22 protein-coding genes, 1 tRNA gene and 1 riboswitch are annotated in these 23,288 nt (G+C 72.5%); of the genes, 9 read left to right on the plus strand and 14 right to left on the minus strand.

The window, feature by feature from the left end; translation table 11 throughout:
• Positions 1 to 132 precede the first annotated feature (132 nt).
• Complete coding sequence (locus tag M8316_RS15130; RefSeq protein ID WP_250055907.1) at positions 133 to 1,089, minus strand: methyl-accepting chemotaxis protein; 957 nt, start codon at positions 1,087 to 1,089, stop codon at positions 133 to 135.
• 1 nt (position 1,090) lies between these two features.
• Entirely contained in the window at positions 1,091 to 1,636 is a 546-nt protein-coding gene (locus M8316_RS15135; RefSeq protein ID WP_250055908.1) for a PAS domain-containing protein, read from the minus strand.
• A gap of 206 nt (positions 1,637 to 1,842) precedes the next feature.
• Here M8316_RS15135 and M8316_RS15140 point away from each other — a divergent pair, with 206 nt between their 5' ends.
• Both M8316_RS15140 and M8316_RS15145 read left to right on the plus strand, forming a co-directional pair.
• A complete protein-coding gene (locus M8316_RS15140) occupies positions 1,843 to 2,781 on the plus strand; it encodes an SURF1 family protein (RefSeq protein ID WP_250055909.1) in 939 nt (312 codons plus the stop codon).
• Positions 2,778 to 3,167, plus strand: a complete 390-nt coding sequence (locus tag M8316_RS15145; RefSeq protein ID WP_250055910.1) for a DUF3817 domain-containing protein — start codon at positions 2,778 to 2,780, stop codon at positions 3,165 to 3,167. Before M8316_RS15140 ends, M8316_RS15145 begins: the two co-directional genes overlap by 4 nt.
• 103 nt (positions 3,168 to 3,270) lie before the next feature.
• Here the strand turns inward: M8316_RS15145 and M8316_RS15150 are convergent, their stop codons facing one another.
• On the minus strand, positions 3,271 to 4,131 hold the full coding sequence (locus M8316_RS15150) for a DUF5324 family protein (protein ID WP_250055911.1): 861 nt from the start codon (positions 4,129 to 4,131) through the stop codon (positions 3,271 to 3,273).
• 222 nt (positions 4,132 to 4,353) lie between these two features.
• Between M8316_RS15150 and M8316_RS15155 the strand changes: the two genes are divergently transcribed.
• Together M8316_RS15155 and M8316_RS15160 are read left to right on the plus strand one after the other, a co-directional pair.
• The gene (locus M8316_RS15155; RefSeq protein ID WP_250055912.1) at positions 4,354 to 4,866 is read left to right on the plus strand and encodes a peptidylprolyl isomerase; all 513 of its coding nucleotides are present in this window, start codon (positions 4,354 to 4,356) and stop codon (positions 4,864 to 4,866) included.
• A gap of 31 nt (positions 4,867 to 4,897) precedes the next feature.
• On the plus strand, positions 4,898 to 5,854 hold the full coding sequence (locus M8316_RS15160) for a rhomboid family intramembrane serine protease (RefSeq protein ID WP_250055913.1): 957 nt from the start codon (positions 4,898 to 4,900) through the stop codon (positions 5,852 to 5,854).
• A gap of 366 nt (positions 5,855 to 6,220) precedes the next feature.
• Here M8316_RS15160 and M8316_RS15165 read toward each other — a convergent pair whose 3' ends face one another.
• Positions 6,221 to 6,655, minus strand: coding sequence for a cell division protein CrgA (locus M8316_RS15165; protein WP_250055914.1), 435 nt, complete (start codon positions 6,653 to 6,655; stop codon positions 6,221 to 6,223).
• A gap of 135 nt (positions 6,656 to 6,790) precedes the next feature.
• Between M8316_RS15165 and M8316_RS15170 the strand changes: the two genes are divergently transcribed.
• Positions 6,791 to 7,489 (plus strand): DUF881 domain-containing protein, encoded by a 699-nt coding sequence (locus tag M8316_RS15170; RefSeq protein ID WP_250055916.1) that lies wholly within the window; start codon positions 6,791 to 6,793, stop codon positions 7,487 to 7,489.
• A 34-nt stretch (positions 7,490 to 7,523) separates the two neighbouring features.
• On the opposite strand, the gene pknB is transcribed toward M8316_RS15170, so the two are convergent.
• The 7 genes from pknB to M8316_RS15210 are packed head-to-tail and all read right to left on the minus strand — an operon-like array spanning position 7,524 to position 16,519.
• Positions 7,524 to 9,323 (minus strand): Stk1 family PASTA domain-containing Ser/Thr kinase, encoded by a 1,800-nt coding sequence (gene pknB / locus M8316_RS15175; protein WP_250055918.1) that lies wholly within the window; start codon positions 9,321 to 9,323, stop codon positions 7,524 to 7,526.
• On the minus strand, positions 9,323 to 11,038 hold the full coding sequence (locus M8316_RS20775) for a serine/threonine protein kinase (RefSeq protein ID WP_308196037.1): 1,716 nt from the start codon (positions 11,036 to 11,038) through the stop codon (positions 9,323 to 9,325). The genes pknB and M8316_RS20775 overlap by 1 nt, the downstream gene beginning before the upstream one ends.
• Positions 11,035 to 12,534, minus strand: coding sequence for a peptidoglycan D,D-transpeptidase FtsI family protein (locus M8316_RS15190; protein ID WP_250055919.1), 1,500 nt, complete (start codon positions 12,532 to 12,534; stop codon positions 11,035 to 11,037). Before M8316_RS15190 ends, M8316_RS20775 begins: the two co-directional genes overlap by 4 nt.
• Positions 12,531 to 13,955, minus strand: coding sequence for an FtsW/RodA/SpoVE family cell cycle protein (locus tag M8316_RS15195; RefSeq protein ID WP_250055920.1), 1,425 nt, complete (start codon positions 13,953 to 13,955; stop codon positions 12,531 to 12,533). Before M8316_RS15195 ends, M8316_RS15190 begins: the two co-directional genes overlap by 4 nt.
• Positions 13,952 to 15,337, minus strand: coding sequence for a PP2C family protein-serine/threonine phosphatase (locus M8316_RS15200; protein ID WP_250055921.1), 1,386 nt, complete (start codon positions 15,335 to 15,337; stop codon positions 13,952 to 13,954). Before M8316_RS15200 ends, M8316_RS15195 begins: the two co-directional genes overlap by 4 nt.
• On the minus strand, positions 15,334 to 15,810 hold the full coding sequence (locus M8316_RS15205) for an FHA domain-containing protein FhaB/FipA (RefSeq protein WP_250055922.1): 477 nt from the start codon (positions 15,808 to 15,810) through the stop codon (positions 15,334 to 15,336). Before M8316_RS15205 ends, M8316_RS15200 begins: the two co-directional genes overlap by 4 nt.
• Positions 15,803 to 16,519, minus strand: a complete 717-nt coding sequence (locus M8316_RS15210; protein WP_250055923.1) for an FHA domain-containing protein — start codon at positions 16,517 to 16,519, stop codon at positions 15,803 to 15,805. The genes M8316_RS15205 and M8316_RS15210 overlap by 8 nt, the downstream gene beginning before the upstream one ends.
• A 344-nt stretch (positions 16,520 to 16,863) precedes the next feature.
• On the opposite strand from M8316_RS15210, the gene M8316_RS15215 reads away from it, so the two are divergent.
• The 4 genes from M8316_RS15215 (at position 16,864) to M8316_RS15230 (ending at position 20,575) form a co-directional block, all read left to right on the plus strand.
• Positions 16,864 to 16,947, plus strand: a tRNA-Leu gene (locus M8316_RS15215).
• Between the two features lie 115 nt (positions 16,948 to 17,062).
• Positions 17,063 to 17,404: an immunity protein Imm33 domain-containing protein gene (locus M8316_RS15220; protein WP_250055924.1), complete on the plus strand. Its 342-nt coding sequence runs from the start codon at positions 17,063 to 17,065 to the stop codon at positions 17,402 to 17,404.
• Between the two features lie 64 nt (positions 17,405 to 17,468).
• A riboswitch (cobalamin riboswitch) is annotated at positions 17,469 to 17,703 on the plus strand.
• Positions 17,704 to 17,879: 176 nt separating this feature from the next.
• Complete coding sequence (locus tag M8316_RS15225) at positions 17,880 to 18,878, plus strand: ribonucleotide-diphosphate reductase subunit beta (RefSeq protein WP_250055925.1); 999 nt, start codon at positions 17,880 to 17,882, stop codon at positions 18,876 to 18,878.
• Positions 18,878 to 20,575 carry a ribonucleotide reductase barrel domain-containing protein gene (locus tag M8316_RS15230; protein WP_250055926.1) on the plus strand — a complete coding sequence of 566 codons (1,698 nt, stop codon included), beginning with the start codon at positions 18,878 to 18,880 and terminating at the stop codon, positions 20,573 to 20,575. The genes M8316_RS15225 and M8316_RS15230 overlap by 1 nt, the downstream gene beginning before the upstream one ends.
• Before the next feature lie 224 nt (positions 20,576 to 20,799).
• Here M8316_RS15230 and M8316_RS15235 read toward each other — a convergent pair whose 3' ends face one another.
• The 3 genes from M8316_RS15235 to M8316_RS15245 form a co-directional block, all read right to left on the minus strand.
• Entirely contained in the window at positions 20,800 to 21,783 is a 984-nt protein-coding gene (locus M8316_RS15235) for an NHL repeat-containing protein (protein ID WP_250055928.1), read from the minus strand.
• Between the two features lie 93 nt (positions 21,784 to 21,876).
• Positions 21,877 to 22,467, minus strand: coding sequence for a hypothetical protein (locus M8316_RS15240; RefSeq protein WP_250055930.1), 591 nt, complete (start codon positions 22,465 to 22,467; stop codon positions 21,877 to 21,879).
• A gap of 196 nt (positions 22,468 to 22,663) precedes the next feature.
• Positions 22,664 to 23,218 (minus strand): TetR/AcrR family transcriptional regulator, encoded by a 555-nt coding sequence (locus M8316_RS15245; RefSeq protein ID WP_250055931.1) that lies wholly within the window; start codon positions 23,216 to 23,218, stop codon positions 22,664 to 22,666.
• Positions 23,219 to 23,288 lie beyond the last annotated feature (70 nt).

The following is a 23,288-nucleotide window of genomic DNA, read 5'->3' on the forward strand; positions in this document are numbered from 1 at the left end:
GGGGGGGGGGGTGTGGGGGGGGGGGGGGGCGGGCCCCGGGGGGGGGGGGGGGGCCCCCGGGGGGGGGGGGCCCCCCCGCCCGTGGCCCCCATCGGCCGGGTCGTGGCGCACCGCCGTCGGTGCGGGGAGCGCTCAGTCCTGGCTGCGGATGCGCTCGAGGAACGTCAGGACCTCGCCCTGGAGGCCGTGGGCGCTGTTGGTCATGCCGTCGTGGCCGTCGACCACGCCCGACATCGAGTCGACCATCCCGGTCATGTCGGAGACGGTCGCGATCACGGTGCCGATCACCTCCACGGCGTGCGCGGTGCGGCCCTGGATCTCGGTGACCTGCTCGGTGACCTGCTGGGTCGCCTTCGAGGTCTCCGTGGCCAGCTCCTTGACCTCGGCCGCGACCACGGCGAAGCCCTTGCCGGCCTCACCGACCCGGGCCGCCTCGATGGTGGCGTTGAGGGCGAGCAGGCGCGTCTGGCTGGCGATCGTGTCGATCAGCTTGGCGACGGACTCGATCTCCTGCACGGCACGGTTGAGGGAGTCGATGGTCTCGCGGGCCACCTCGGTCTGGTCGGCCACGCCCTGGGCGTTGCCGGTGAGCTGACGGGTCGCGTCGGAGAGGCCCGAGGCCGCGTCGGCCACCCGGCTGGTCACGCCGACGACGGCCTGCTCGAAGCCGTCCGCCAACGCCATCCGCTCGGCGGTGGCGGCGGCCACGACCTGGGCCGTGGAGCGGATCAGGTCGCCGCCCTCGTTGATCTGGCGAGCGCCCTCGCGCAGCGAGCCGGGCATGCCCTGCTCCAGGAACCGGCGGGGGTTGCCGGGGTCCGTGGCGGCGAGCAGCGAGGCGCCGGCCTCGCGGACGAACGCGTCGAACAGGTCCAGCACGCGGTTGACGGCCCAGCGGGCCTCCTGCATCTCGGGCTCCTGGCACCCGCGCCCGGTCACGCGAGCCTCGAGGTCGCCCTCGCCGACGCGACGGCAGACCTCGTCGATCTCGGCGACGAACGTCATCGCCGCCCGGCAGGAGTCACTGTTGCGTCCGGGGGTGGACGGGGCGGAGCGCTCACGGCGCAGCACCAGGTCGATCGCGGTCATGTCAGGCTCCGGTCAGGGTGGGGTCGGTGATGTGCCAGATCAGCTCGTCGTAGCTCAGGCCCTGGGCCTCGAGCTCGGCCTGGAGGGCGGAGTAGCCCGCCTCGGCCTGTGCGCGGGCGCCGCCGGCGCCGGCCTCGGCGGCCAGCAGCCGGTCGTACAGGGGGCGGACGCGGCCGAGCGCGGCCTGGCTGGGCGCACGCCGGCTGGAGTGGAAGCCGACGATCACGCCGCCCGGCCCGAAGCTGGGCGTGACGTGCGCGAAGACCCAGTAGTAGCCGCCGTCCGCGGTCTTGTTCACCACGTAGGCGAAGACCTCACGGCCCGCCTCCAGGCGGTCCCACAGGAGACGGAAGACGGCCCGCGGCATCGCGGGGTGGCGGACGACGTTGTGGGGCTCGCCGATGAGCGACTTCTCGGTGTAGCCGCTGACCTTGAGGAAGGTGTCGTTGACGTAGGTGAGCCGACCCTGACGGTCGGTCTTGGAGACGATGAGCTCCTCGGTGCCGAGGCGCGCCTCGCGACCGGACAGCAGGGTGGCGGTGGTCATGCATGCTCCTTCGGACCTCGGCGGCCCGGGGTGAGGAAAACGTGAAGCCGCGAGGTCCGCGGTGGCAACTGGGGCCCTTGGTCCCGCAAACGTGTGCGTCCTGGCGCCGGCAGGGCTCCCTGGCCGGGACCCCGACACGTCGGCCACGGCGACGGCGCCCTGATCGGTTTTCGCCGCCCCTGGGCGCGCTCCGTACCCTGGTGGGCGTGGCACCGGCGCTCGCTCCCCGCTTCTGGGGCCTGCACGCGCTGGGAACCGTGGTCGTCCTGGCCACGCTCGCGCTGTCGTGGTGGCAGTGGGGCGCCTTCCAGAACGAGCGCACCGTCGCGGCCCGCGACCTCACCCAGGCACCCGTGGTGCCCCTGGACGACGTGATGGGCCCCGACGACGCCTTCCCCGCCCCCGACGTGGGCCGCCCCGTCACCCTCACCGGCACCTGGGTGCCCGAGGGCACCGTCTACGTGGAGGGCCGCGAGCACGACGGTGAGCCGGGCTACTGGGTCGTCACCCCCCTCGCGGTCTCGGACGACGGCGACGCCGACGCGCCCGCGATGGAGGTTGTGCGCGGGTGGAGCCCGACGGTGGAGGGGGCGCCGGCCGCCCCCCAGGGCACCGCGACCGTGGTCGGCTGGCTCCAGCCCACCGACGGCACCGGCGCGACCGACCCGGACCGCACCGACGACGTGGTCCCCCAGGTCCGCATCGCCGACCTCATCCAGCACGTCGACCAGGACCTCTACTCGGGCTACGTCGTCGCCGACCTCGACGCGACCGGCACCGAGAACGACGGCACCACCGACCTGGCCGCCGCCGACCTCACGCAGCTGCCCGACGTCTCCGGCGACATCGGCCTGCGCAACCTGCTCTACGCCGTCCAGTGGCCCGCGTTCGGGGTGTTCGCCATCATCGTCTGGGTCCGGCTGACCCGGGACATGCTCGCCGCCGATCGGCGGGGCCAGGACGAGGACGACGACGGCCAGGACGAGGACGACGACGGCCAGGACGAGGACGACGACGGCCAGGACGAGGACGACGACGGCCAGGACGAGGACGACGACGGCCAGGACGACGGCCAGGACGACGGGGGGCCCGAGGCTCCCCGGGAGGGCCGTCCGGGGGTCACCCCGGTACCGTCGGGGCCGTGAACGACGACCTGCGCACCCCCCTCACGGCCTACCGCACCATGGCCTGGATCGTCGGGGTGCTCCTCGTCGTCCTGGTGCTCGTGGGGCTGCCGCTGCACTACGGCTACCTGGTCTCCGACGCGCCGTGGCTGGCCAAGGGTCTGGACGGGGTCGACGGGTCCGGCGGGGCCGGGTGGCGGCTCGGCTCCGACATCTCGCGCTACCTGGGCGTCGCGCACGGCTGGCTCTACATGATCTTCCTGGCGTGCGCCTTCTGGCTCTCCCGCAAGGCCCGCTGGAGCGGTGGGTTCACCATCGTCACGCTGCTGTGCGGCACGGTGCCGCTGCTGTCCTTCTGGGCCGAGCACCGCGCCACGCGGGTGACCCGCGAGACCGCCACCGCCTGAGTCGCAGGCCCCACCACGCACGAACGGCCGGCCCGCCACCGCGTGAGCGGGGCGGGCCGGCCGTGCTGAGTGACCCGTGCGACCCGGTGCGACCGGGCCGGGGTCACTTCTGCTCGTCGCCCTCGGTGATCTCGACGACCTCGGCGGGCTCGTCCGGCGTCGTGGCCTCGACCGGGGTGTCGGCGGCGTCGGCGGCGGCCTCGTCGGGCGAGGCACCGGCCGGGTCCTCCACCGGCTCCTCGGCCGGGGACTCCTCGGCCACCGGGGCGGCGGGGGCCATCGGCGCGGCCGGCGCCGGGGTGGGCACCGGAGCCGGGCTCGACTGCCAGCCGGCGTCCTGGTCCGAGCCGTTGAGCTTCTTCCAGGCCAGCGCAGCACCGCCGGCGGCACCCGCGAGCAGCAGGGCGACGACCACCTTCTTGCCGCGCCGCTTCTTCGGCTGCTCGCCCTTGAGCTCGGCGACCTTGGTGTTGGCGAGGTCGCCCAGCTCCACGGCCTTGGCCTGCGCGGCCTCGGCCGCGGTGGCGCCGTAGGCGACCGCCTTCTCCTTGGCGTCGGCCAGGTAGGGCGCCGCGGCCTCGGAGGCCTTGTCGTAGTACTCGTGCCCGAGCACCACGGCGCGGTCCTTGGCGTCGAGCAGGTAGGGCGTGGCCTTCTCCCGGGCCTCGACCAGGTACGGCGTGGCCTTGTCCTTGGCGTCGTGCAGGTACGGGCCGGCCTTGGTGCGCGCCTCGACCAGGTAGGGCGTGGCCTTGTCCCGCGCCTCGGTCAGGTACGGGGTGGCCTTGTCCTTGGCGTCGCTCAGGTACGGCGCGGCCAGCTTGTTGGCCTCGGCGTACAGGGAGCGGGCCTCGTCGCGCGCGGTGGCCATCGCGGCCTCGACCTGCGGACGCACCTCCTCCACGACCTGGCTGACGTAGTCGCCGGCCTGCTCCACGAGGGTCTTCTTCTTCCGCAGACGCATCCGCGTCACTTCCTCTCCACAGGTTCTCGTCCATCGAACCATGCCCGCGACGGTTCGTCTCGAACCTCGCCCCCCTGGACGTGCTCTGCCCGGACGTGGGGGTGCCGCGGGGCTCCGCGGGCCCCTCGACCTCGGCAGAGGTTGCGGCGCATGGAAAGATCGAAGCGCGACGGGGCGCCCCGTCGTACACCCCGAAGTGTCCCGTTCCGCGAAAGGCGCCTCATGGCTGACCTCCAGGCCGTCCTCAAGACCAACAAGGGCGACATCACCATCACCCTGTTCCCGAACCACGCCCCGGCGACGGTCGAGAACTTCACCGGTCTGGCGACCGGCACCAAGGAGTACTCGACCCCCAACGGCCGCACCGGCCCGTTCTACGACGGCCTCGGCTTCCACCGGGTCATCTCCGGCTTCATGATCCAGGGCGGCTGCCCGCTCGGCACCGGCACCGGTGGCCCGGGCTTCCAGTTCAAGGACGAGATCCACCCCGAGCTCGCCTTCACCAAGCCCTACCTGCTCGCGATGGCGAACGCCGGCCCCGGCACCAACGGCTCGCAGTTCTTCATCACGGTCGCCCCCACCACGTGGCTGACCGGCAAGCACACCATCTTCGGCGAGGTCGCCGACCAGGCCTCCCGCGACGTCGTGGACGCCATCGGCACCACGAAGACCGGCCCGGGCGACCGCCCGGTCGAGCCGGTCGTCATCGAGTCCGTCGAGATCCTCGGCGCCTGATCGCGCCCGGCGCACCCCGGACGAGGCACGCATGAGCACCACCCCGCCCGAGGGTGCGCCCCCGCACGACCCCCGTGACGGCTCCACCGGCGGGGTGCCGGTCTGCTACCGGCACCCCGACCGGGAGTCGCACATCCGCTGCCAGCGCTGCGAGCGGCCGATCTGCCCCGACTGCATGAACCCCGCCTCCGTGGGCTTCCAGTGCCCCGAGTGCGTGCTCGAGGGGCGCCGGACGCAGCGCCAGGCCCGCTCCACCTACGGCGGGCTCGTGCCGACGAAGGCCGGCCGCGTCTCCTTCGTCCTGCTGGCCATCAACGTGGCCGTCTGGGCGCTGGTCCTGGCCACCGGCTCCGGCTCGTCCTGGCTGGTCGACCTGCTGGGCCTGCGGCCCCAGGGGCTGTGCCAGGCCGGCCAGGCCGGCTACGACATCGCCCAGGGCGTCTGCGACCGCGCCGGCGGCACCTGGCTCCCCGGCTTCGCCGACGGCGCCTGGTGGCAGCTGATCACCTCGGCGTTCCTGCACGTGCAGCTGCTGCACATCGGCTTCAACATGTTCGCCCTCTACATCCTGGGCCCCCAGCTCGAGCGGATGCTGGGCAGCGCCCGGTTCCTCGCGCTCTACCTGGTCTCGGCCCTGGCCGGCTCCGCGCTCGTGGTGTGGCTGTCGAACCCGTACCAGACCACCCTGGGCGCCTCCGGCGCGATCTTCGGCCTCATGGGCGCGCTGCTGCTCGTGGCCTGGAAGCAGGGTCTGGCCTACCAGCAGATCCTCATCTGGATCGGGCTGAACTTCGTCATCACGTTCGTGGGCAGCGGGAGCATCTCCTGGCAGGGGCACCTCGGCGGCTTCGTCGGCGGCCTCGCCTGCGCTGCCGTCCTGGTCTTCACCCCCCGCGGCCCGCGGCGCCCCGCGCTCCAGTGGGCGGGTCTCGTCCTCATCGGCGTGGTGGCCCTGGCCGCCGCCGGTGTGGGGGCCCTGGCCGCCTGACCTCCCCCGCCCGCTGATCGCCCGCTGATCGTCCGCCGACCGGTCGGACACCGGTCTCCCCGAGGGCCCCGCCGCACGTCGGCGGGGCCCTCCGGCGTCCTCAGACCCTCAGGCCCGCGTGGACCGGGCCGATCAGGGGTAGTGAGCAGGGGAGAGGACGCGCGGTTCTCCACAGCTGTGAAAGAACATGTGGAGAACTACACCGCTGTAGTTCTCCACACCGTTGTGCACAGATGTGGACGACCTCTCCCCGGATCCGCCCCCGCGCCTGTGGATGAGCGGCACCCGGAGCCTGCGCGAGATGCACCGACGCCCGCCACCGCGGTGCGGTGACGGGCGTCAGTGGTCAGGGCAGGTGGGGGAGGCTCACTCCCAGCGCGTGGCGAAGGCGAAGCCGACGCCCATGAACGCGATGCCGACGACCAGGTTCGACTGCGCCAGGTCGTTCATCACCGGCACGGAGCCCAGGTGGTCGGCGGCGAGCACGTAGAACGCACAGATCCACAGCAGGCCGGCCACGAAGCAGAAGAGCATGCCGACCACGACGCCGCGGCCGCGGCCGAGCGGGGTGCTGGGGTGGGCGGAGACCACGAGGCCGAGGAAGAACAGGCCGAAGCCGATGACGTAGTTCCAGCGGTCCAGGTCGCCGACGATCGCCGGGCTGCCGTCGGGGCGCACGCGCCAGTAGTAGGCGACGATCCAGGCGATGCCGACGACGACGAGGGCGATCGCGACCAGGAAGCGGACGCTCAGCAGGCGGCCGCCGGACTGCTCCAGGCCGTCGCGGGACTTCAGCTTCACGGGGGTGCTCCTCGGTGCGGGGTCGCGGCTGCGACCGTGGGGACGTCTCACCGGGCGCGCGCCCGGACGCGCGTTACCTTAGTCGCCGTGAGTCCCAGATCCCATGTGAGGCCCCGGCACAGCCGCTGGTGGCGCGTGGGCACCCCCGTCATGGTGCTGCTGTGCGGCGGCCTGTTCGCCGTCAGCGCCGTCAACAGCGACGGCACGGACCTGCGGGCCGGCCGCTACACCGACCTGGCCTCGCTGGTGCAGGCCGAGGCCGACTCCTACGAGGAGCTGCGCTCGCGTGCCGCCGACCTCGACGCCCAGGTCTCCACGCTCACCGACGCCGTGGACGACTCCGCGGTCAAGCGGGCGCAGCGCCAGGCGAGCCGGCTGGAGGACCCCGCGGGCCTGGTCGCCCACGAGGGCAGCGGGCTGCGGGTGGTGCTCTCCGACTCACCGCTCACCGCGGACGACACCGAGGAGCCCCTCAACTACCTGATCGTCCACCAGCAGGACATCCAGACGGTCGTGAACGCGATGTGGCGCGGTGGCGCGGAGGCCGTGACCGTGCAGGGGCAGCGGATCATCTCCACCACCGGCATCAAGTGCGAGGGCAACTCCGTCACCCTGCACGGGGTGCCCTACCCCCAGCCCTACGTGATCGAGGCCGTCGGCGACCCGGTGCAGCTCCAGGCGTCGGTGGACGGCGACTCCTACCTGGCCCTGTACCGCGCCCAGTCGGCCCAGGAGGACATCCAGGTCGGGTGGGAGATGTCGGTCGAGGACGACGTCACCGCGCCGGCCTACGACGGCCTGCTCGACCTCTCCTACGCGCAGGTCATCGGCTGACCGGGTCGACCGAGCCGGCCGGGCGTGCCCGGCCTCAGCCCTGGCCGGCCGCCCGCGACAGCAGCGCCGAGGGGCTCTCGGTCGCCGAGTCCGAGGGGGCCGGGGTGCCCGACTCCGACGGGGTGTCGGTGGGGCTCTCGGTGGGCGACTCGGTCGGCTCGGTGTAGGTCGAGACGACGATGAGGACGTCGGAGTCCTGGTCCAGCTTGGTGCCGGCCGCGGGGAACTGGTCGACGACCGTGCCGGCGGGCTCGGTGGAGGTAGGGTCCTCGCGCACCACGGGGTTGAACCCACGCTGCTGGATCTTCTGCCGCGCCACGTCCCGCTGGTCGCCGGTCACCTCCGGCACCGCCTTGGGGCCGCGGGAGACGTAGAGGGTGACCGACGAGCCGTCCTCCACCTCGGTGCCGGCAGCGGGCTGCTGCTCGATCACGGTGCCGACGGGCTGGTCGGAGTCCTGCCGACGGATCGTCGCCTCGAGCCCGGCGGTGTCGAGGGTCGCCTCCGCCTGGCTGCGGGTGTAGTTGGTGACGTCGGGGACTGCCACCTCGGCCTTGCCGATGGAGATGGTCAGCACCACGACGGTGCCCTCGGAGACGAAGGTGTCCGGCTCGGGGTCCTGGGAGATGACCCGGCCCTCGGCGCGGTTGCTGTTCTCGTAGACCGGGTCGCCGACGGTGAGGCCCTCGTCCACGAGGGCCACGGTGGCGGCGTCCTGGCTCTGGCCCACCACGTCGGGCACGGCGACGCCGGGGTCCGCGGCGGGGAACAGGCGCGGCCACAGCACCACGCCCGCGACCACGAGGGCCACCAGCAGCAGCGCGATGGTGACCAACAGGCCGACGGGGCCACGGCGCTCCTCCTCGTCCTCGGGGGACGGGGTGGGGGCGGGCTCGGGGACGGGGCGGGGCGCCGCGTGGGCACCGCCGGTCGGCGGCACGGGCGGCACGGGGACGGTGGTGGTGACGGGGCGGCCGTCGAGGTAGCGCTCGATGTCGGTGCGCATGGCGGCGGCGGACTGGTAGCGGTCCTCCACGCGCTTGGCCAGGGCGCGCATGACGATCGCGTCCAGCTCGGGCGGCAGGTCGGTGTCGTGGTCCGAGGGGGGCTGGGCCTGCTCGCGCACGTGCTGGTAGGCCACGGCCACCGGGGAGTCGCCGACGAACGGCGGACGACCGGTGAGGAGCTCGTAGAGCAGGCAGCCGGCCGAGTAGACGTCCGAGCGGGAGTCGACGTTCTCGCCGCGCGCCTGCTCGGGGGAGAGGTACTGCGCGGTGCCGACGACGGCCGCGGTCTGGGTCATCGTCGAGGAGGCGTCGGAGATGGCGCGGGCGATGCCGAAGTCCATCACCTTCACGTCGCCCGACGGGGTCAGCATGACGTTGCCGGGCTTGATGTCGCGGTGGATGATCCCCGCGCGGTGGCTGTAGTCGAGCGCCGACAGCACGCCGCTGGTGATCTCCAGAGCGCGCTCGGGCAGGATCTTGCGGCCCTCGCGCAGCACGTCGCGCAGCGTCCGACCGGCCACGTACTCCATCACGATGTAGGGCTGGGAGACGCCGCTGCCGTCCGCGGCCATCTCCTCGCCGGTGTCGTAGACGGCGACGATGGTGGGGTGGTTCAGGGACGCCGCGGACTGCGCCTCGCGGCGGAAGCGGGCCTGGAACGTGGCGTCCGAGGCGAGGTCGGTGCGCAGGCGCTTGACGGCGACGACGCGACCCAGCCGGGTGTCCATCCCCTTGCGCACCTCGGCCATGCCGCCGCGGCCGAGCAGCTCGCTCAGCTCGTAGCGACCGCCGACCATGTGGGGCCTGCTCGTGGGCTGGTCGTTCATCACGAACCTCCGTCCTGGGCGCCGACCGTGGCGCCGGACGTGCTGGTCTGGGTGGAGGCCGACGTGGAGGCGGCCGCGCCCGAGGTGCTGTCCGTCGCCGCCTGGCTGCTGGCCGGGGCGCTCGAGGTGGTCTCGGTAGGCGTCGCCGACTCGCTGGGGGTCTCGGTCACCGTCTCGGTCTCGGTGGGCGCCTGCGTCGTCGGGGCCGGGCCGTAGAACTGCACGGTGACGCTGTCGCCCTCCTCCAGGGTGCCGGTCGGGTCGACCGAGGTCACCTGGTCCTCGGTGCCGGAGCCGTCGTTGTCGACCTGGTCGAGCTGCACCAGCAGGCCCAGGTCCTCCAGCTCGGACTGCACGGCCTGGACGTCGCGGCCCACGTAGTCGTCGGCGTCGACGCTGACCGTGGCGGCGGCCGAGGTCTCCTCGGACGGGCTCGCGCTGCGGGTGCGGGTGCGGGACGCGCTGGCGCTCGCCGAGGTGGACTCCGCGCTCGCCCCCGTGTCGGACTCGTCGTCCCCGCCGGAGAGCAGCGCGAACGCGCCCACCGCCAGGAGGGCGATGGCCAGGACGGCGGCCACGGCGATCAGCGCCCAGGGGCGCTTGCGCTCGGCCTTGCGGGAGCCGGCGGTGTCGGTGGCTCCGGTGGTGTCGGTGCCTCCGGCGGTGGGGTCGCCCGGGGTGGCACCGAACACCTGGGTGCCGGGCTCGTCGGCCGCTGCCGCGCCCGCCCCGAGCGCCGCACCGGCCGCCGCGCCCGCGGCGAGGCCCGCCCCGCCGGCCACCATCGTGGCGGCGGTGGACGGACCGCCGAGCGCGCCTGCGCCGGCCGGGGAGTCGTTCAGGGGGTCGCGCAGGGCTGCCGCGAAGGCCGAGCCCTCGGGGTAGCGGTCTGCCGGGTCCTTGCTCAGGGCCCGCTGGACGACGGCGGCCAGCGGTGCCGGCACGGAGTCGGGCAGGTCGGGCACCGGCTGGTTCAGGTGCGCCAGCGCCGTGGCCACGGGGGAGCCGGCGTCGAACGGCCGCTCGCCGGCGAGGCACTCGAACGCCACCACGCCCAGCGCGTACACGTCGGACGCCGGCGTGGCCGTCGTCCCGCGGGCCTGCTCGGGCGAGAGGTACTGCGGCGTCCCCAGCACCTGGCCGGTCTGGGTGATGCCCACCGCGTCCGCGGCGCGGGCGATGCCGAAGTCGGTGACCTTGACCTTGCGCTCGGGGGTGATGAGCAGGTTGGCGGGCTTCACGTCGCGGTGGACGATGCCGGCCGCGTGCGCGGCGGCGAGGGCCTCGGCGGTCTGGGCCATGAGGTCGGCGACGACCTCGGGCTCCATCGGCTCGCCCGAGCGCAGCAGCGCCGAGAGCGGCTGGCCGTCGACCAGCTCCATCACGAGGTAGGGGCGCGGGATGCCGGAGCCGTCGGTGGCCGGGGCCTCGCCGAAGTCGTAGACGCCCGCGATGCCGGGGTGGTGCAGCACGGCGGCGTTGCGCGCCTCGGTCTCGAAGCGGCTGCGGAAGGTGGCGTCGTCGGCGTACTCGGTCTTGAGCAGCTTCACCGCGACGGGGCGGCCCAGCGTGGTGTCGGTGCCGCGCCAGACCTCGCCCATGCCGCCGGTCGCGATGCGGGAGGTCAGCGAGTAGCGGCCGGCGCCGTCGGCGAAGCGCTCGGGCTGCCCGGGGTTCTCCGGGGTGCCGGGGGTCTCGGGGGGCTGGCTGCTCACTTGATCACCGCTTCCATGACGGCCTTCGCGATGGGGCCGCCGAGCAGGCCGCCCGCGATCTCGCCGCGGGACAGGCCGGGGGCGTCCTGGATCATCACCGCGACGGCGACGGTCGGGTTCTCCGCCGGGGCGAAGGAGACGAACCACGCGTACGGCGAGGAGTCGGTGCCGCTCTGGGCGGTACCGGTCTTGCCGGCCACGCTGATGCCGGTGATGGCGGCGGGGCTGGCGGTGCCGTTGTCGACGGTCGAGACCATCATGTCGGTGAGCTGGTCAGCGGTGTCGGAGCTGACCGCCTGCGACAGGGTCTCGGGGTCCGTGGTCTCGATGGACTCGAAGTCGGGGGACTGCACCTCGTCCACCAGGTAGGGCTTCATCACCTCGCCGCCGTTGGCGATGCCGGCCGCGACCATCGCCATCTGCAGCGGCGTGGCACGCACCTCGAACTGGCCGATGCCGCTCTGGCCGGTCTGCGGCTCGTCGGCGTCGTCGGGGAAGACGGAGGTGGCCTGGGGCGAGAGGTCGGTGAAGTACTGCTGGTTGAACCCGAACGCCTCGGCCTGCGCCGACAGCTTGTCGACGCCCAGCTCCACGGCCATCCGGGCGAACGTGGTGTTGCAGGAGTTCTCCAGCGCCTGGGTGAACGGGATGAGGTCGGTGCCGCAGTCGCGGCCCTCGTTGTCGATCAGGCCCGTGTCGCCGGTGGTCTGGGGCAGCTGGTAGGTCGCGCCGCCGGGCACGTCGTCGTCCTCGGTGTAGAGGCCGTCCTCGATGGCGGCGGCGGCGGTGACCAGCTTGAACGTGGAGCCCGGGGGCAGCGTCGTCTGCACCGCGCGGTTGACCAGCGGGGAGGAGTCGCCCCCCTGCTGGAGCCGGTCGGCCGTGCGCTGCACCTTCGTCAGGTCGTGGTCGGCCAGCGCGTTCGCGTTGAACGACGGGAGGCTGACCATGGCCAGGATCTTGCCGGTGCGCGGCTCGATCGCGACCACGGCGCCCTCGCCGTCGTCTCCGACCACGTCCAGCAGCCCGTCGTAGGCGGCCTGCTGAGCGCGGGCGTTGATCGTGAGCTTCACGTTGCCGCCGACCGACTCCTGGTTGGAGAGCAGGTCGACCAGGCGGGTGACGAAGAGGCGGTCGTCGCTGCCGGAGAGCACGTCGTCCTGGGTCTGCTCGACGAACTGCTGGCAGGAGGAGCAGGTGCCCGACTGGGCGTTGAAGTAGTTGTACCAACCCGTCAGCGGTGCGTAGAGCGGCGAGTCGGAGTAGGTCCGCTGGTACTCGTAGCGGTCGTCGGAGGGCTCCGAGGTGGCGATCGGGTCGTTGCCGACGAGGATCGCGCCGCGGGGCTGGGAGAACTCGGCGTCCACGGCGCGCCGGTTGTCGGCGCGGGAGTCGAGGCTGTCGGCGCGCCAGTACTGCAGGTAGGTCACGTTCAGCAGCAGCGCCAGGAACAGGACCAGGGCGAAGACGGAGATGGTGCGGATCGGCTTGTTCATCGCAGGCGCACCACCTGGGTGGCGTCGTCGTCCTCGTTCTCGTCGTCGGACAGGTCGGGCAGGGGGCGGCGGGCCTGGTCGGAGACCCGCAGCAGCAGGGCCACGATCACCCAGTTGGCCACGAGCGAGGAGCCGCCGTAGGAGAGGAAGGGCGTGGTGAGGCCGGTGAGCGGGATCAGGCCGGTCACGCCGCCGACGACCACGAAGACCTGGAGGGCGAAGACGGAGCCGAGGCCGGCGGCCAGCAGCTTGCCGAAGCCGTCGCGGCTGATCAGCGCGATCCGCAGCGCCCGCTCCACGATGAGCCCGTAGATCAGCAGCACCGCGATCATCGCGGTCAGGCCGAGCTCCTCGCCGATGGAGGACATGATGAAGTCGGAGTAGGCGAACGGCACCCGGGTCGGGTCGCCCTCGCCGAAGCCGCGGCCGATCAGCCCGCCCCAGGCCATGCCGAACTGCGCCTCGACCGGCTGATAGCCCGTGTCGTTGGTGCCCTCGCCGTAGTAGGCGAACGGGTCGAGCCAGACGTCGACGCGGGTCTTGACGTGGGAGACGAACAGGAACGCCAGCACCGCGCCGGTGAGGAACATGCCGCCGCCCACCACGAGCCAGCCGGGGCGCTCGGTGGCCAGGTAGAGCATCGCCAGGAACAAGCCGAAGAACAGCAGGCTGGAGCCCAGGTCACGCTGGCCGACGAGGATCATCATGCTGATCCCCCACATCACCAGGATGGGGCCGAAGTCGCGGCCGCGCGGCAGGTCCAGGAACAGCACCCGGCGCCCGGCCAGCGCCAGCGCGTCCTTGTGCAGCACCAGGTAGCCCGCGAAGGCGATGACGAGCAGCACCTTGGCCACCTCGCCCGGCTGGAAGCTGAACGGCCCGACCGCGATCCAGATGCGGGCGCCGTTCACCTCGCGCCCGAGCACGGGCAGCATCGGCAGCAGGAGCAGGACGACGGCCGCCAGGGCGCTGGTGTAGGTGAACCGGGCGAGGATGCGGTGGTCGCGCAGCAGCACCAGCGTGAGGCAGAACAGCACCACGCCCAGGGTCATCCAGGTCAGCTGCTTGGCCGCGAACCCGGCGGTGGCGTCGACGGCCTCGTAGGAGAGGTCGAGGCGGTGGATGACCGCCAGGCCGAGGCCGTTGAGGGCGGCCACCAGCGGCAGCAGCACCGGGTCGGCGTAGGGCGCCACGAGGCGGACGACGACGTGCGAGCCGAGCACCAGGGCGACCAGCCAGCCGCCGTAGCCCAGCATGTCCGCGGGGATCTCGCCCTGCATGCCGATGCCGACCGCGGCGTAGGCGCCGAGGCCGACGGCCAGCGCGAGCAGCAGCAGGAACAGCTCCGCGCCCCGGCGCTGCCGGTGCACGAAGCCGAAGGCCGCCGCGCTGCCGCTGCGGTCGTTGGTCGTCGCGCTCACGAGGCGTCCTCGGCGGGCGCGCCCGGACCCATGGTCTCGGCCAGGTTCTCCACGATGGTGCGCGCGTCGGTCAGGTCGTCGGCCGACAGGCCGCCGCGGACACGCTCGGCGTTGAAGTCCGAGAGCCGGTCGACCTCCACGTTGGTCTCCTCGTAGGGCTGGGAGAGGGCGATGCCCGGCAGCGAGGCGTTGATGCCCTGGTAGATGACCACCACCCCGTCGTCCTGGCCCACGTAGTACTGCTCCTGGCTCCACGAGTAGAGCGCGGCCACCCCCACCCACACGACCCCCACGAGGACGAGGGCGGCCAGGATGCGGCGCAGCCAGCCCAGGCGGCGTGGCGGACGCGGGGCGTAGCGCGCGGCCTCGGCGTCGAGCGGGTCGGTGCGGTAGGCGTGGACGTCGGCGGGCAGGTCGGGCAGCGGGGCGTCGATCGGCTCGATCTCGCCGGTGTCGCCGGAGCGGTGCCCGCGGAAGAGGCCCGTGCCGAGGCCGCCGGCCAGGCCGCCGCGCGTGGAGCGGCGGCGCAGCTCGCTGGCCGCGCCCACCAGCATCGGCATGAGGTCGTCCAGCTCCGGGCGCTCGGCGGCCTGCTCGGGGGTGAGGACGTCGGCCACCACGCAGGTGACGTTGTCGCTGCTGCCGGCCTCGAGGCTGGCGCGGACCAGCTCGACGGCGGCGAAGTCCGGCGTGCCGGTGCGCAGGATGTCGGCCAGCCGGCTGTCCTCGAGGTAGCCGCTGGCGCCGTCGGAGCAGACCAGGAGCCGGTCGCCCGGCTCCAGCTCGACGAGGAACAGGTCGGGCTCGGCCTCGTGCACGCCGTCGAGGGCGCGCAGGATGACGTTGCGGTGCGGGTGCACGCGCGCCTCGTCCTCGGTGATGCGGCCCTCGTCGATGAGGGTCTGGACGAAGGTGTGGTCCTGGGTGATCTGGGAGAGCCGGCCCTCGCGCAGCAGGTAGGCGCGGCTGTCGCCCACGTGCCCGACCGCGGCGAGGTTGCCCGAGACGTGCAGGACGGTGGCCGTCGTCGAGGTGCCGGAGATCTCCGGGTCGTCGTCGACCGCGCGGCCGATACGGGCCGCGGCCTGCTGGATGCCCGCCGCCGTGCGCGTGAGCAGCTGCTGACCGCCCACGTCGGGCGGGGTGTCGGAGTCGAGGCGGCGCAGCTGGCTGACGGCCGTGGACGAGGCGATGTCACCGCGCGCCGCGCCGCCGACGCCGTCGCACACGGTGAGCAGGTGCGGGCCGGCGTAGCCGGAGTCCTGGTTGTCCTTGCGGACCCGCCCCACGTCCGAGATCGCCGACCAGTGCAGGCGCAGGTCGGTGCGCCCGCCGGCGTCGCCGGGGGTGTGCGCGTCGGAGCCGGTGGGCGCGTCGCTCACTTGCGCAGCTCCAGGATGGTCTTGCCGATCCTGACCTGCGTCCCGAGCGTGATGGTGGTGGGCTGGGTGATCCGCACGGAGCCGATGTAGGTGCCGTTGGTGGAGCCGAGGTCCTCGACGAACCACTGGTCCTCCGAGGCCGCCACGCGGGCGTGCCGGGTGGAGACGTAGTCGTCGTCCAGGCGGATGGCGGCGTCCGTGCCGCGGCCGATGAGCAGCGGGGCGTCGGCCAGCTCGGCGCGCTCGCCGACGTTGCTGCCGGCGGTCACGATCAGGTGGGTCGGGGAGCCGCGGCGCTGCGTCGGGGGCTTCGCCTTCTTCTTGCGCTCACGCCCCTTGGCCCCGGCCTTGTCGGGCTCGGGCACGCGCGCGCCGAACATGTCGGAACGCACCACCGAGATGGCGGAGAGCACGAAGATCCACAGCACGGCCAGGTAGCCGATGCGGATCAGCAGCAGGGTCAGCTCAGACACCGGCGTCCTCCTCGTGGACCACGCGCACGCGCAGGGTGGTGCTGCCGACGCGCACCTCGGTGCCGTCGTCGGCCACCGCGCGGCCCATCTTCTGGCCGTTGACGGTCATGCCGTTGGTCGAGCCCAGGTCGATCACGTCGATGTGCAGGCCGGCCCGGCCCTGCTCGACGCGGAACTCCACGTGCCGGCGCGAGACGCCCGGGTCGTTGATGCGGACGTCGGCCTCGTTGCCGCGCCCGACGACCAGGCCGGGCGTCGTCAGCGGGTGCTGGGTGCCGTTGACCTCGAGCAGCGCCCGAGCGCGTCCGACCATCGTCGGGGTGGCCTGGCTGGTCACCTTCGCCTCGGCGCGCGAGCGCACCCGGAAGCGACCGGTGGTCAGGTCCTCGGCGAGCTCGAAGTCGATCGTGACCGGGCCGGGGAAGGAGTAGGAGTTCAGCTCCGCGTGCTCGGTGACCTGCTGCGTGAGGTCCTCGGCCATCGCGGAGTCGTAGGGGGCCAGGCGCTCGAGGTCGCTGGCGGCCAGCTCCACGACGAAGCTGTTCGGCACCAGGCGGCGCTGGCGGGAGAGGATCTGGGCGTTGTTGTCGCACTCGCGCTGGAGGGCGGCCGCGATCTCCACGGGCTGCACCGCCGAGCGGAACGCGCGGGCGAAGGCGCCGGAGATGACCTCCTCGAGTCGACGTTCGAAGCGCTGTAGTCCGCTCACGCGTCTCCTCCGTTCTCGTCCTGGCTGCTCGTGGGCTGCTCGTGTCGGCTGCTGGTGCTGCCTGCTGGTGCTCGCTGCCGCGGGGCGCTGGGCCCCGCCTGCACGTGGGCAGGCTGGCAGTCGGGGCGGTCCCCGGATCGTGGCGATCGTAACGAAGCGGCCTGAGTGCAGCAGCCTCGCCGCGTCGGCGGTGACCATTCCTCGTGCGCGCGAGGCTGCCCTCACCCCGTCGGTTCCGGGCCCCGGCCGGGCCGAGCCCGCTGCTCGGTGCCGCTCGACGGAGGGCGGGGTCGCGCCGGTTTGGGTGCCTGAGCAGGGCTGCCGTATGGTTCATCTCGGTTCACGCGCGAGTGGCGGAATAGGCAGACGCGCACGGTTCAGGTCCGTGTGTCCGAAAGGACGTGGGGGTTCAACTCCCCCCTCGCGCACCGTGAGCAGCAGGCCCCGGTCGATCAGACCGGGGCCTGCTGTCATTTCTCCCCCTGCGCGCCGGACGGCTGCGACCCGTGGCCCGGCGCCCCGGCCGGTGGCAGCATCGGGGGCGTGGACGAGGAGGACGGCGCCGAGACGGGCCCCCGCAACGGCCCCCGCACCGGCGCCGCGCTCGGCGTCTCGGTGAGCCGGCGGGTGCACGAGGGCGAGTGGCCGGGCTACGTGGTGCGCGACGAGCCGCTCGGTCCCCACGACTCCGGCTGGCAGCTGCTCGTGGGCGACGAGACGCCGGCCGAGCTCGACGACCCGTTCGCCATCGCGGTGCTCCCGCTGGCCGAGGTGGCCCGCCGGTGGCCGGCCCTGGCCGCGGTGCTGCGCGACGGACCGCTGGGCGGGGAGTGGGTCCGCGACGCCGCGTCCGGGCGCTACGTCCCCCGCCCGGGTGAGGCCTGAGGCGCGTTCCGCCTGATGTGACGCGACACAAGATGTAGATGGTTACATCGCTGTGATTCGCGTATATGGTGGTGCTTGCAGCTGGTTCGACGCCTCAATCCAGGGGCGTCGTCGCAAGAGGGAACCCGGTTCGACTCCGGGACTGCCCCGCAGCGGTGAGTGGGAACGACCTCCGTCTCCTGGAACGACAGGAAGCACTGGGACCACCGATCACGGTCCTGGGAAGCGACGGACAGTAGGGAGGAGCGCGAGCTCCTGCGCCCACGAGTCCGAAGACCTGCCAGTGCCCACCACCAGGTGGGGTCCGCGACCTCGAGGGAGGGTCAGGGGATCGAACCAGCACTGCGCGGCTCGGCAGCTCTTCGCCACCCGCCGGCGCTGCCGACGTCCTCACCGCCTCCTCCGCAGCGGATGCACCGGAACACATCCGACATCCAGCGCCGGCCGAGGGGGCCGGTGGAGGAGGGCACCGCCCATGATCGACACCACGGGTCTGCGCATCCGGACCGAGAAGTCCGCCTACGTCTTCGACTACCCGATGGCCGAGGAGCTGGCGAAGAAGCAGCGCAGCATCTTCTGGACCGCGGAGGAGATCCCGGTCGAGAACGACAAGCAGGACTTCCTCGTGACCATGACCCCGGCCGAGCAGGCGGCGGTGCGGACGACGCTGAAGCTGTTCACCATCTACGAGCTGATCCTCGGCGGCGAGGTGTGGGGCGACCGCCTCTTCCACGCGTTCCCGCGGCCCGAGGTGCAGATGATGACGAACGCGTTCTCCTTCGCCGAGCTCAACATGCACGCGCCCTTCTACGCCAAGCTCAACAAGACGCTGATGATCGACACCGAGGAGTTCTACGACTCCTACAAGAACGACCCGGTGCTCGCCGAGCGGATCGAGTTCGTCTGGGAGGCCATCGCCGACGAGGACCTCCTCTTCGCGCTCAGCGTCTTCACGCTGATGGAGAACTGCGTCCTCTACTCCAGCTTCGCGTTCCTCAAGCACTTCCAGTCCGGCGGCAAGAACCTGCTGCAGAACGTCATCAGCGGCATCAACTTCTCCGCGCGTGACGAGAACCTGCACGCCACCGGCGGTGCCTGGCTGTTCAACACCACGCTCGACGAGTGGGCCGACACGGTGCCCGCGGCCGAGTACGAGCGCGAGCGCGACGCCCTGTTCGCCCGGGTGCGGGGCGTGGCGGAGTACGTCTACGCCCACGAGGCGCGGATCGTGGAGATGCTCTTCGCCCACGGCCCGATCGACGGCATCGACCAGGCCGACCTGGAGGTCTTCGTCCGCTCCCGGGTGAACCTCACGCTGGAGAACATGCGGATGGAGCCGCTGTTCGTCGTCGACGACAACCCCGTGGCCGAGTGGTTCTACCCCGGCATCAACGGCACCCAGTTCCACGACTTCTTCCAGGTCACCGGCAACGAGTACAACCGCACGATCGGCGAGACGGAGTTCGTGTTCTGATGGCGACCACCTCCTGGGAGACCCTGTCGGCCGAGCGCAAGGCGCTCCAGGCCGAGGGCACCGTGCCCGCGTTCATGACCACGGCCGGCTACGCGATGTTCCGGTCCAAGTACACCCACGCCGGGCAGAGCGTGCGCGAGCGGTACGAGGCGATCGCCGACACCGCCGGCGTCCTCGCCGACGAGATGTACCCCCGCGAGGACGGGCGCCCCTGGGCCGAGCCGTTCCTCGAGGCCATCTGGAACGGCTGGCTCTCGCCCTCCACCCCCGTGCTCGCCAACCTCGGCACCGACCGCGGCCTGCCCGTCTCGTGCGAGGGCTCCTACGTCGAGGACTCCGTGTGGGGGTTCTACGACACGCTCAAGGAGGCGGCGATCCTCTCCCAGCACGGGTTCGGCACCTCCGCCTACCTGGGCGACGTGCGGCCACGCGGGGCGCGCTTCTCCGACAACGGGCACGCCAACGGCGTGGTGCCGGTGTTCAACAACTTCGTCGAGATGACGAACCAGATCAGCCAGGGCGCCACCCGCCGCGGCTCGTGGGCCGGCTACCTGCCCGTCGACCACCCGGACTTCTTCGAGCTGGCCGACTTGATCTTCCGCGAGCCCGCCAACAAGAACGTCGGCTGGATCGTGACCCAGGACTTCATCGACCGGATGCTCGCCGGCGACAAGGACGCCCTCGAGCGCTACCAGCGGGTGCTCAAGATCCGCGTCGTGCTCGGCAAGGGCTACCTGTGGAAGGTCGACACGGTCAACGCGGCCCAGACCGAGTCGTACAAGGCCCACGGCCTGGAGAACAAGGCGTCCAACCTCTGCTCGGAGATCACCCTCTACTCCGACGAGGAGCACTCCTACACCTGCGTCCTCTCCTCGCTGAACCTCGCCGCCTACGACGAGTGGAAGGAGACCGACGTCCCCTTCACCGCCACCGTCTTCCTCGACGCCGTGGCCGAGGCGTTCCTGCGGCGGGCCCGCTCGATCCGCGGCCTCGAGCGCGCGGTGCGCTACACCGAGAAGGCGCGCAGCCTGGGGCTGGGCGTCATGGGCTACCACGACTACCTCCAGCAGCAGCGGGTGCCGTTCGAGTCGGACGAGGCGGCCAAGCTCAACCTGGAGATCTTCGCGTTCCTCTCCGACCGCTCGGACGCGGCCTCGCGCTGGATGGGCTCCGTGGCCGGGGTACCGGAGTGGTGCGTGGGCCGCCGCAACTCCCACGTCATGGCGATCGCCCCGACGATGAGCACCGCCGTCATCGTCGGTGGCACCAGCCAGGGCATCGAGCCGTACGTGGCCAACGTGTGGAACCAGACCACCGCCGCCGGCGAGATGCCGCGCGCGAACGGCAACCTCGTGACCCTGATGAAGGAGCGGGGCGTCTACGACTCCGCCCACATCGACGACATCGTCGACCACGGCGGGTCGGTGGCCCACGTGGACTGGCTCGACGACCACGAGAAGGCCGTCTTCCGCACCGGCTACGAGATCGACCAGGAGGTGCTGCTCGAGCGCGCGGCCGAGCGGCAGCAGTTCATCGACCAGTCGCAGTCGCTGAACCTCTTCTTCGACGCCGACGCGACGCCCGCCGAGATCAGCCGCATCCACAAGATCGCGCTGCTCGACCCGCGGATCAAGAGCCTGTACTACCTGCGCTCCCGCGCCGGTGTGCAGGCGAGCAAGCGCACCGCGCAGGCGTGACCCCGCTCTTCCCCGCACCACCCGCCCCCACCCGAGAGGAAACCCCCATGGACGACACGACGATGACCCTGGACACGATGTTCGACGGCGACACCTGGGACGACTGGACCCCCGCGCAGGTGTGTGCGATCGAGAACGGCGACGAGTGCACGGTGTGCGAGGGCTGATCTCTCCGTGCTGAAGTCTCCGTGCTGACCTCTGCGTGAACCGGTGAGGCGGTCGGGTCAGGCCGGCGTGAGCCGCACGACCCGACCGCCGATCACCCACTCGGTCACGAGCACGCCGCCGGTGCTCGTGACGTGGATGCCGTGCGGGCTGTTGAGCCGCGTGGGCTCCAGCGGCGGGCGGACGGTGAGGCCGTCGCAACGCTCGTTCGGCCAGGCGTCGCGCTGCTCGGCCTCCGGGGTCGGCACGCCGAGCCGTCCGACGAGGTCGCCCTCCGACGTCAGCGCGACCAGTGCGCCGAAGAGGTCGGTGACCAGGAGCGTCCCGTCGGGCAGCACCGCGATGCCCGAGGGCGAGGTGAGGTGCTCCGCGCCGAAGGTGCGCAGCGTGCGACCGGCGGTGTCGAGCACGACGATGCGGTGGTTCGCCCGGTCGGCGACCAGCATCTCGGTGCCGTGCGCCGCGCCCTGGGCGTGGGTGCGGGTGACGATCGCGTGCGGGGTGTCGAACGGGGTGCCGGAGTCGGAGCCGTCGACGGTCTCCCGGTAGGTGCCGTCGGCGTCGTAGCGGTGCAGCAGCGAGAGGCCGTAGCCGTCGGAGACCCAGAGGCCGCCGTCGTCCAGCGCCAGCATCGCGGTGGGCGCCCAGGTCGCACGGTCGTAGGCGGCGGTGTCGGGCTGGACGAGCTCACCGACCCGCTCGCCGTCCGCGGTGACCTTGAGCAGGCGGCCGGGGATGCGGATCTCGTCGTAGTCGGGCTGGTCGGGGGTGTACTTGTGGCCGTTGTCGGCGACCCACACCTCCGCGGTGGCGGGGTCGACGGTGAGGCCGTGGGTCTCGACCGCGCCGAGGTCCATCTCGTGCAGCAGGGAGCCGTCGGGGCGGTACACGCGCAGCGAGCGGCCGTCGGGGTGGCCGGCGACCAGGCGGCCGTCGGGCAGCTCGGCGACGTCGTGGTGGGCCCAGCCCGGGGTGCTCGGGTACGCGAGGAACGCCTGGTCCCAGGTCAGCGCGAGGTGGCCGAGGTGCACGGTGTCGGTCATGTCGTCTCCTGCTCGTCCGGGCTGTGCGGCGTCACCGTAGCCGCCGGGTGGCACGTGCCAGGGGGTGGCCCGCCCGGCGCGGGAGCAGGCGGCTCAGACGCCGCTGGGACCCTGCCCGCCGACGGCGGCCACCAGGTGCGCGCCGACGTGCTCGGCGTTGGCGCGGCGGACCTCGTCGGGCAGCGGGGGCAGCTGGTCGGCCCAGTCGACCAGCGTCGACCCGCGCAGCTGGAGCACCCGGGCAGGCCGGGCCCAGAAGAACAGGTGCAGGTGCGCCCCACCGTCGCCGTACCGGGCCAGGTGGCAGCGGTGCACCGAGGGCAGCGACTCGGCCGCGGCGGTCACCGCCCCGATCAGCACGCCCATCTCCGCGGCCAGGTCTGACGGGAGGTCGGCCAGGTCGTGGTGGGCGCGGGGCTGGAGCATCAGCTCGGACGGCAGCCCGCCGGACAGCACCTTCAGCAGCCACCGCTCGTTGCTCCAGGCCAGCGGGCCCTCGGTGAAGCCCTCGCCGCGGCAGCGGCAGGTGGCCGGGTCCTCACCCTGGCGGTCGGGCTCGGCGTCGGCCAGGGGAGCCAGCGGCTTCATCCGCAGCCCGTCGAGCTCGTAGGGGTAGATGTCCCACGCCACCATCGCCTCGTCGACCGTGAACGGCAGCCGGCCCGCCGCGTCCGTCTGGTCCATCAGGCGTGCGTGGTAGGCCTCGGCTGACTCGGGACCTGGCTCCGGGGTGCTCATGGCCGCATACAACCAGGGCCGCCGTCGCAGGACCGGAACAACGGGCTGCCTCCCCGACGCGCGAGGCGCTGACCTGCACGGACAGCGGCGACCGCCTGCTACGTCGGTCGTTGTTCCGGTCCGGCGACGGGACGTGCAGGCCTCAGAGCGCGGACGCGGCGGAGGCGACCTCGTCCACCACGTCGGTGAGGGCCCGGGTGGCGTCGGCCCGCCAGATCGTCAGCGCGGTGCGCCAGGCACTGAGCGCGGCCTCGCCGGCCAGTCGGGCAGTCACGGGGTCGGCGCCCCCGGCGACCAGTCCCTCGGCCATCGCGCCGACCATCTGCTGCTGACGCAGCAGGTCGCGACCGGCCAGCGCGGGCACGGTCGGGATGACGCGGGCGCTGAGCAGCGGCCGCTCGGGCTCCTCGGCGACGTAGCCGGCGAACAGGCGGAGCGCGGTCATGGCGGCGTCGCGCGGTGGGGCGCCGGCGTCCTGCGCCTCGCGTGCCGTGGTGGCCAGCGTGGCGAGCAGGTCGGTGTTGTCGGGGAAGAACGCGTCGACCTTGTCGGGGAAGTGCCGGTAGAAGGTCCGCTCGGTGACGCCGGCGGCGGCCGCGATCTGGGCGACCGTCGTGGCCTCGTACCCCTGCTCGGCGCTCAGGGTCAGGGCGGCGCGCTCGAGGCGTCCGCGCGCACCCGGCTGCCAGCGACCCATGCGCTCATCCTAGGCGCGGGAGGTGGTGATGTCAGTTTCTGACATGCCGCGCTATGGTCGGTGATGTCAG

Origin of the sequence: Nocardioides bruguierae (genome assembly GCF_023554635.1) — a bacterium.
Taxonomy (GTDB): Bacteria; Actinomycetota; Actinomycetes; order Propionibacteriales; family Nocardioidaceae; genus Nocardioides; species Nocardioides bruguierae.

Bases quoted from the DNA above. Each gene is read 5' to 3' on its own strand.
- M8316_RS15130 (WP_250055907.1), bottom strand. From the start codon at position 1,089: ATGACCGCGATCGACCTGGTGCTGCGCCGTGAGCGCTCCGCCCCGTCC.
- M8316_RS15135 (WP_250055908.1), bottom strand. From the start codon at position 1,636: ATGACCACCGCCACCCTGCTGTCCGGTCGCGAGGCGCGCCTCGGCACC.
- M8316_RS15150 (WP_250055911.1), bottom strand. From the start codon at position 4,131: ATGCGTCTGCGGAAGAAGAAGACCCTCGTGGAGCAGGCCGGCGACTAC.
- M8316_RS15155 (WP_250055912.1), top strand. From the start codon at position 4,354: ATGGCTGACCTCCAGGCCGTCCTCAAGACCAACAAGGGCGACATCACC.
- M8316_RS15160 (WP_250055913.1), top strand. From the start codon at position 4,898: ATGAGCACCACCCCGCCCGAGGGTGCGCCCCCGCACGACCCCCGTGAC.
- pknB (WP_250055918.1), bottom strand. From the start codon at position 9,323: ATGAACGACCAGCCCACGAGCAGGCCCCACATGGTCGGCGGTCGCTAC.
- M8316_RS15190 (WP_250055919.1), bottom strand. From the start codon at position 12,534: ATGAACAAGCCGATCCGCACCATCTCCGTCTTCGCCCTGGTCCTGTTC.
- M8316_RS15225 (WP_250055925.1), top strand. From the start codon at position 17,880: ATGATCGACACCACGGGTCTGCGCATCCGGACCGAGAAGTCCGCCTAC.
- M8316_RS15230 (WP_250055926.1), top strand. From the start codon at position 18,878: ATGGCGACCACCTCCTGGGAGACCCTGTCGGCCGAGCGCAAGGCGCTC.
- M8316_RS15235 (WP_250055928.1), bottom strand. From the start codon at position 21,783: ATGACCGACACCGTGCACCTCGGCCACCTCGCGCTGACCTGGGACCAG.
- M8316_RS15240 (WP_250055930.1), bottom strand. From the start codon at position 22,467: ATGGACCAGACGGACGCGGCGGGCCGGCTGCCGTTCACGGTCGACGAG.
- M8316_RS15245 (WP_250055931.1), bottom strand. From the start codon at position 23,218: ATGGGTCGCTGGCAGCCGGGTGCGCGCGGACGCCTCGAGCGCGCCGCC.